Below are 8,116 nucleotides of genomic sequence, written 5' to 3' on the forward strand. Positions count from 1 at the left end.
GGTCAAATTTCAGACGGCGCGGCTGGGTTTTTAAAATTTGCGGATAAATTTTAAGGCGCGAAATTTTAGCTGCGATCATGGGCTATTTATGAGCGCGGACACGCGAAATTACGCAAAGCAAAATTTCGGTGGGCTAAATTTTACCGCCGCGATCTTAAAATTTACGCGACTAAGACCTATCGACTTGAACGAGCCGCCGTTCGTCGCCAATCTTTTGCCGGTTTAAATTTTGCTTTGCGAAATTTGGCTCGCAAACTTAGCGGCACAGGCGAGACGACGGATTTTGCCTCGCAGAATTCTAGCCGCAAAATTTAAAGTGCAAATTTAAACTACGATCTATCTATGCGTTAAAATTTAAAAACCAAATTTGAAGTCTAGTGAGCGGGTCCGCCGCACGAATGCTCGTATAAATTTCAAGCACATAATGCTCATATTGAAATTTTGCAACTGAGCGTGTATGTGAAGCGCTCGTTAAAATTTTAAAGTCGAGGCGCATGCAAGAGCACACGTTAAAAATTTTAGAGCCGAGCGCGCTACAACGCTCGCTTTAAAATTTCAAAGCTAAGGCGCGTATGGCGGCGGTTGCGTTAAATTTAAAAACCGATCGGCGGGCGCGCGGAATTTTAGGATTGATCCATTCGCAAAGCTGTGCGTCATCGATCTGTTCGCAAAGCCGCGCCCATAGATTTTTTCGCAGCGGCGCGTGCCGAAATTTAGCAGATTTGGGGAGTACAAGCAGAGGGATGCAACCATTCGTACAAGGGGTTTTGATGGGGCTGGGCGTTAGCGTGCCGATCGGTCCGGTAAACGTGCTGATAATGTCCTACGCGCTGCGAAGCTACACCAAGGCGCTGTGCCTGGGCCTCGGCGCCATGAGCGCGGATATGCTCTATCTGGTGCTATCGGCGTTCGGCATATCGCAGTTAGCCAAAATCCCGATCGTTTTTACCTGCATATCGGTATTTGGCGCGTGCTTTTTGCTCTACACGGCGTACGCGATCTGGCATGGCGCGGCTAGCTCGGTGCAACCTGCAAGCGTCGAGGCTTGCTCAGGCGCGGCGCTTTACGGCAAAGGCTTTTTAATAAATTTACTAAATCCATACGTCATTATGTTTTGGCTCAGCGTCTCTGCCGGTACCGCGCGAGCAAATTTCGCGCTTGCTCTTGCGGGGCTTGTAAGCGGAATTTTAGCTTGGATCACGCTTTTTCCGCTTGCTATATATCTAGCTCGTAGCAAGCTTCCAAACATTGTAGTGCGGGCATTTGCATATATCTCGGCGTTTATTTTGGTATTTTTCGCACTAAAGCTTTTATACGCTATAATTTTTGCTAAAATTTAAACCAAAGGATGGCTTATGAAACCGATTGAAATTCTAAAAGAGCTCATCAAATTCCGCTCGCTCACGCCTAGCGACGACGGAGCTTTTAACTACGTCTCGATGCTGCTGGCGGACTTTAGCGAGGATAGATTCGAGCTAAACGGCGTAACTAACGCGATTTTTACCAAGCGCTTCGGACAGGGTCCGCATCTATGCTTTGCCGGGCACATCGACGTAGTCCCGCCGGGCGAGGGCTGGGCGAGCGATCCGTTTGTGCCGGTGGAAGCGGAGGGCTTTTTATACGGGCGCGGCGCGCAGGATATGAAAAGCGGCATCGCAGCGGCGATCTGCGCGCTAGCGGCGGCACACGATTTTAAGGGTACGCTAAGCCTGCTGCTAACCAGCGATGAGGAGGGTGACGGCATCTACGGCACGCGCGAAATGCTCTCTAAATTGCGCGAGCAAGGTGCCCTACCCAACTTCGCAGTCGTTGCGGAGCCTACATGCGAAGTGCGCTTCGGCGATACCATTAAGATCGGCCGTCGCGGCTCGATTAACGGCGTCCTCACACTCACGGGTATCGGCGGGCACGCAGCCTACCCAGATAAATGCATCAATCCTGTCCACATTTTAGCGCCGGTGCTAGCAAGCCTCGCGGGACACGATCTGGACGCGGGTAGCGAGGATTTCGCTCCAGCCAAGATAGTCATCACCGACATTCGCGGCGGTTCGCAGGTAGTAAACGTAACACCCAAGGACGTACGCGTGATGTTTAACGTACGCGGCGACGTAGGGCTGGGGCTAGAAGACGTGCGAGACTATGTACTAGAGTTATTTGAACTGGACGCTAAAGACGTGCTATGCAACGAAAGCGAATCCTGCGGCAAGCTAGAAATGAGCTGCACCGCACAGCTGCGAGCAGGCGCATCGCTACATCTCGCACTAAAAAGCTCCTCAAAGCCTTTTTTAACTCAGCGAAACTCCAAAATCGTGCAAAAACTAAGCGCTAGCGTGCAGAAGATCTGCGGCGCAGCAGCTGAGCTAAATACCGCAGGCGGCACGAGCGATGCGAGATACTTCGCGGAGTTTGGCGTGGAGACAGCGGAGTTTGGCGTGCGAAACGACACGATCCATCAGATCAATGAACGAGTAGAGATTAGCGACGTCGAAAATCTAGCTAAAATTTTTAGCGATCTGATAGAAAATTTTGGCTAATTTAGGAATTTGGCAAAGCTACGTAGATTTTCTTCGTTCTACCAAGCTTTGCTGATTTTGCCAGGGTTTTCGCTCGTAGTTGCTTGGCAAATTTTATCTTTGCCGTGCATTTTGAATGGGATTTCGCTCTGATATGCCGCTTTTGCTAAGAATTTTATCTACAGTACGCTTGCCGCTTTTACAATTACTTTGCTATGCAACGTCGCTTTCGCAAGAAGCCTTAGCAAAACGCCACCGCCTCAAAGGCGAGCTTTGACAACGAACGCTACCGCTGCTAGGAATTTTTTAAAAGAATACTGCTTTTGCGAGAATTTCAGCAAATAGCGCGATCTTTGCGCAAAATTTCCATCCGCTCTCTTTGCATGGAATTTCATTCTTGCCTAGCGTTGCTATCAGGATGCTGCTGCACTTTGCTGCCTCCGCGAGAAATTTTATCTTTGGCGCGCTCGCTGCTTTCGCAAGAAGCTTGGCTAGGACAATGCCATTTCTGCTGGGATACCGCCCGCTTCGTGTATTTATAAAATTTTACTTAGTCATGTTGCCGCTGGGATAAATTCTGCCCCGGTTACCGCCTCTGCGGGAATTTTACCCTACCTCGGCAAGCGCGATTTAAGAATTTTACTTTGCTTTGATACGGCGATATGAAATTTTGCCCGTACAGCGCGGCAGCATAGAATTTTTAGCCTCTGTAAAACTCCACAACAAAACCTTGCCATCCTTGCCTATCTACACAAAAAGGAGCGGCAAAATTTTACCGCCTCGCGTGCTGCTACACTAAATGCACGCAAGATGAAAATTTATCGAAGGATTTCAGAGCGGAATTTCGCGAGGCTAAATTTTATCACTGCGAAAAATTTCAACCGCTCATAGCAGGCGTCTGCGGCGTGATAAATTTAAAATTAGGGCTTTAAGTCAGCATAGCAAGTTTCGCTTCTTGCAAAATTTTAACTGCCTTGGTCGCCGTAAGACTAGAAATTTACAAAATCGCTTTATGAAATTTCGCAGCGTCTCGCGGTAAAATTTTAAAATCAGCGCCGTGCCTGCAAGGCATAATTTAACGGAATTTTACTTGCCAAATTTGGCTAAATTTTCTCTTTCGAAGTTTAGCAGCCACGCTTTGGTCGCTACGCCGCCCGCGCCGCTGTATCCTCCGAGCCCGCCCGCAGCTACGACGCGGTGGCACGGCACGATGATGGGAATTTTATTTTTGCCGTTTGCGCCGCCTACTGCGCGGCTTGCGTGCGGTCTACCGATAGCCCGGGCTAGCTCGCCGTATGTTACGACCTCACCATAAGGGATCTCTAAAAGCGCACTCCACACGGACTTTTGAAACTGCGTGCCGTTTTGGCTCAGTTTAACGCTGAAGCTCTCAAGCTCGCCCCTGAAATATGCGCCAAGCTCGTCAGTGCAAAGAGCCAAATTCTTTCTTAAATCACTAAGCTTTAAATCGCGTCCTTTATCATCAGTTGCACGCACAAAGCCGAATTTAGGCTCTGCATCGTGTTTTTTAAAGATCTCATCATTGGGGCTGCAGGCAGAGCTTTTGACCCAGTCGATACTGCAGATCCCGATCTCGTCATCCTGAATTTCAAGCATTCCAATAGGCGAATTAAAAAAGGCTTTTTGCATCTCAATCCTTTCAAATTTTTACTGGTTTGATCAAAAAAATTTTAAAAAGCGCTTACTGCCAGTGCAAGCTAAAGCTCGAAAACGATGGAATTTCATGCGGTAACGCGAATTTTTTAAAATTTATACGCAAGGTGCCGCAAAGCCTCTACTCAAACCGCATGATGTTTACTAAAACCCCGTCGAAAACGTCTTGCTTAAAAAGCTTGATCTCGCGCACGATATCTGCATTGTCGTCGTCGATGACGCCGTTTTTGACGAGGCTGTCCTCGATGAGCTTAAAGATAAAGGCGTGGTTGCTGACGTCGGAGATACCGCTTTTAAAGCCCATTTCAAGGCGTACCGGCACGCCTATGTGCACGCCGCGCAGATCCTTGGCGATGTAAAGATCAGCGATCGTGCGCACCATCTTTTTCGCCATTTGGTAGCTCGCCATGGATGACAAAATATCATTAAGACCGAAATTCTCCATCAAAAGCGGAATACGAACGCGCGCCAAAACCCCTTCGCCAGGCTCGCTCGCGCTCTTTTTTAAAAACGAAATTTTAATCCTATGCGCGATGCCTATGAAACGCGGCTTAAGCTCGATGAGCCTAGCTTTAGACGTTTGCGGTAGCGAGATAGGACGCGAAGTGCTTGCAATAGGCAGAGCCTGCGGACGCCCCGTCAGGCGCGCGCGCTCTTTCGCAGGCGCTTTGCGCGCAGGCTTGCCATAGAAATTTACGGGCTTAGTCGCAAAAGTTGATTCGCTCCCAAAAGCAGCAGACGCGGGCTCATCACCAAGCGCCCCCTCCGCCATAGAAGAAGCAACCGTAGAATTCTCACCCGTTAACGCGGGCTGCGCGAATCGCTCAAATTCGGGCGCAAATTTATTTCCCGCTTGCGGCGGCAAATTCGAAGGGCGCCACTCTTGTGCGGAGCTTTTCTGTGCTAAATTTTGCTCGTCGGAATTTTTTAGCGCGCAATTTTGCCCTTTTGCCAAGCACATTGAATCCTCACCGACTAAATTCTCATCTTGAGGCGCGAATTCCAAGGCATTTTCTAAGGCAAAATTTGCGGCACGGCAGCTAGCGAAATTAGCGCTTTGCCCCTTAGAAAACTCGGAGCCTTGAGACCCACAATCATTTGCGCACTTTATATCAAGCGCAGAATTTGCGAAAGTGGAATTTTTTGATGCAGAGCTTTGCGCCGTAGAATTTTTACTTCGTAAGTCCGCGTCCTGCTCTGCTACAAACGAATTTTCAGCCACAAAATTCTCCGCTTGCGCCATAAAATTAGAATTTTGCGCCTTAAATACGGAATCTTTCACGAGCGCAGAGCTTTGCGCGGAAATAAAATTTCGCGATGTAGGAATGAAGCTTTGCCCTTTGGCAGAATTCGCAGGTGCAGAGCTTTGCGGCATAAAATTTTCACTCCTCGCATTTGCGCCCTGTTCAAAACTAGCGGCAAGCCCCACGCTCACGTCATCCTGCGCGGCGTCATTTTGCAAAATAAAATTCTCGCACGCCGTATCCCACGCGGTATCTACGCAAAATTCCGCCCGAGCCGCACCATAAAATTCTGCTTGCGAAACATCTTGAAATTTTGCCTGCGAAGTAAAGCCTTGCGCACTCTGAGCGCTGCGCGCAGAAAAATCGCCACACCTTGCATTTGTGGCATACGAAGTCTTTGCCAAGCTGCCGCCAGCCTCGGGCGAAACTGCGCCCGAATCTCCGCCGCAAAAGCTACCAAAATCGCAGGCGCCGTCAAACTCCGCATAGCCATCTGCCGCGCGGAGACGATCTGCGCGGGCTTTCTTTTTGGGCGTAGAAGGGAGCGTGAGCCTGCCTGCAAGCTCGCGTCCGCCGGCGTTTAAAATCCCAAAAATTCTAGCCCGAAACCGCTCAAACTGCTCGCCACTGAGCGAAATTTTGTCGCTTAGGCTCTGCACGCCGAAGTCTGCGGCGGTAAAATTTACGATCGCTCCGTCCCTACTCGCGACGCGCACACGACCTTTGACCGAGCCTTTTAGCTTAAAATCGCTGCCTGCGAGAATTTTTTTCATCAACTCCTTCGGATTGTAGGGCATTTTAGCGCTCGCCAAAAACCACTTCGTTGAATTTAGCGACGAAGCTTAGCGGATTGACGCTCACGCCGTTGATCGCGATGCCGAAGTGCAGATGCGGACCGCTAACTCTACCGCTTTCGCCTGAAAGCGCGATTTCATCACCTTTGTAAACGCGATCGCCAAGCGTCACCTTGATTTCGCTTAGATGATAATATTGCGAATAGATGCCGCCGCCGTGATCGATCACGACCGAACCGCCGGCGTAGTAGCGGTCTTTGGCGATGACTACGACGCCGTCGTTGGCGGCGCGCACCGCAGTGCCTACCGCGGCGCGATAATCGGTGCCGCTGTGATAGCTTTTAAGCTCGCCGTTGAAAGTGCGGGCATTGCCGAACGCAGAGGTTATTTTGGAGTTTAAAGGCAGCTCAAACGGCGTGGAAAAAAGATAGCGCGGCGTGGTAATCGCATAGATCGCGTTGGCTTCGTCGAGCTCTTTTTTGATACGTGCGGCGGCTTCTTTGGGCGGTTTAACTTTACCCGGAGCGACGCTTAGAGCCTCTTTTTTATACTCGCCCTTTTTCAAAGCGACGATCTGCTCACGGCTGCCGCTTTGATCTACTATTCTCAGCGCGAAATCTCCCTTAGCGCGGTAATTCGCCGCTAAAACGGCGATTTTATCACTAGAATTTGGCGCCGTGATGAGGGGGATTTTCTTTGAGCCAAAGCTCAACTCGGTTGTGCTTTTATCTAATTTTAAGATAATAACGTCACCGTTTACTATGTCTAAAGCGAAAATTTTGATCGCCAAAAGTGCAAAAATAGCTAGAAATTTCATAAATTTTCCAAAATTCGTTATTTTTCATCAATTTTTTGTTAAAAATTAGCTAAAACAAATGAAATTGCTGTTATAATAACGAAAATTCAATTTTAAAAGGATTAAATGATGAAAAAGTTTTTGCTTCTAGCATCTGTTGCACTTTGCGGTCTTTTGCACGCGGACGTCGTGGCAAATCAAGAGGTTATAGCGGCGACTAACGTCGTTAGATCTTTCGTAGCGGCTAATAACTTCGGCACCGATGAGCGCTATCTAACCAGCGCCAAAGCCGTCGCAATCCTAACCGACGTAAAACGTTTAGCTGCGGGCGCATCGCTGCAGTACGGCGATGGAATTTTTAGCGTCAAAGGCGAGAACGGCGAGTGGAGTTCACCGATTTTTATCAAATATAAAGGCTACGGCGTGGGCTTACAAGCAGGCTACGAGACGAGCGACATCGTGATGATCTTTCATACTACGAAGTCATATCAAGACATTTTTACTGGCACAGACACCCTTGAGATCAATGTAGGTGCTGCAGCAGGCGGCGTAGGTAGAAGAACCGGTCGCGCAACCGATCTACCTGATATTTCTGCATGGATGGTAAGCCCGGGCGAGCAAACAGGCGTCTACCTAGGCGTATCGATCGACAACGGCAGAATCACTATCGACGATCAACTAACTAACGACTTCTATGAGAGAATTTACGACTACGAGGACATCTTAAACGATTCTCCGCGCGCGAATAAATACGCAAAAAGATGGAAGGAAGTGATGAGGAAGTATTTTACAAACGGCGAGAAATACGGTGCTAGCAGCAGTGCAGCGATACCTGTAAATCACGTGCAGAAAAAATACCCTGATGGTAAGCCAATCATCTCAAACCGCTCTCCTAGAACTCATGCTAAGGCTACGCGAAGCAAAAAGGCTAAAAAAGCAAAATAAATTATCGAGCCAAGCCCCACTTATGGGGCTTCTTGTTTTGGATTTTGCGTTGAGTTTGTGCAAGAGCGTTTAGATGTGAAATCGAAACGCATAGGTTATTTTAGAAAGATTTATTGATTCTTTACTAAAGTATTTTATTTAATTTTTATG

Annotated in this window: 7 protein-coding genes; 4 read left to right on the forward strand and 3 right to left on the reverse strand. The window is 48.6% G+C overall.

Going from position 1 to position 8,116, the window contains the following annotated elements:
- Positions 1–88 precede the first annotated feature (88 nt).
- From Q0620_RS08950 to dapE, 3 genes are all read left to right on the forward strand, one after another.
- Positions 89–226 carry a hypothetical protein gene (locus Q0620_RS08950; RefSeq protein WP_298784621.1) on the forward strand — a complete coding sequence of 46 codons (138 nt, stop codon included), beginning with the start codon at positions 89–91 and terminating at the stop codon, positions 224–226.
- 346 nt (positions 227–572) lie between these two features.
- The gene (locus tag Q0620_RS08955) at positions 573–1,340 is read left to right on the forward strand and encodes a LysE family translocator (protein ID WP_298784623.1); all 768 of its coding nucleotides are present in this window, start codon (positions 573–575) and stop codon (positions 1,338–1,340) included.
- Positions 1,341–1,355: 15 nt separating this feature from the next.
- Positions 1,356–2,534: a succinyl-diaminopimelate desuccinylase gene (gene dapE / locus Q0620_RS08960; RefSeq protein ID WP_298784625.1), complete on the forward strand. Its 1,179-nt coding sequence runs from the start codon at positions 1,356–1,358 to the stop codon at positions 2,532–2,534.
- Positions 2,535–3,599: 1,065 nt separating this feature from the next.
- Here the strand turns inward: dapE and Q0620_RS08965 are convergent.
- The 3 genes from Q0620_RS08965 to Q0620_RS08975 form a co-directional block, all read right to left on the reverse strand.
- The gene (locus Q0620_RS08965; RefSeq protein WP_298784627.1) at positions 3,600–4,163 is read right to left on the reverse strand and encodes a methylated-DNA--[protein]-cysteine S-methyltransferase; all 564 of its coding nucleotides are present in this window, start codon (positions 4,161–4,163) and stop codon (positions 3,600–3,602) included.
- A gap of 145 nt (positions 4,164–4,308) precedes the next feature.
- The gene (locus tag Q0620_RS08970; RefSeq protein ID WP_298784629.1) at positions 4,309–6,204 is read right to left on the reverse strand and encodes a hypothetical protein; all 1,896 of its coding nucleotides are present in this window, start codon (positions 6,202–6,204) and stop codon (positions 4,309–4,311) included.
- A gap of 25 nt (positions 6,205–6,229) precedes the next feature.
- The gene (locus Q0620_RS08975) at positions 6,230–7,042 is read right to left on the reverse strand and encodes a M23 family metallopeptidase (RefSeq protein WP_298784631.1); all 813 of its coding nucleotides are present in this window, start codon (positions 7,040–7,042) and stop codon (positions 6,230–6,232) included.
- A 108-nt stretch (positions 7,043–7,150) separates the two neighbouring features.
- On the opposite strand from Q0620_RS08975, the gene Q0620_RS08980 reads away from it, so the two are divergent.
- Complete coding sequence (locus Q0620_RS08980; RefSeq protein ID WP_005872227.1) at positions 7,151–7,966, forward strand: lipid-binding SYLF domain-containing protein; 816 nt, start codon at positions 7,151–7,153, stop codon at positions 7,964–7,966.
- Positions 7,967–8,116 lie beyond the last annotated feature (150 nt).

The organism is uncultured Campylobacter sp., assembly GCF_938017615.1.
In the GTDB taxonomy this organism is placed as follows: Bacteria; Campylobacterota; Campylobacteria; order Campylobacterales; family Campylobacteraceae; genus Campylobacter_B.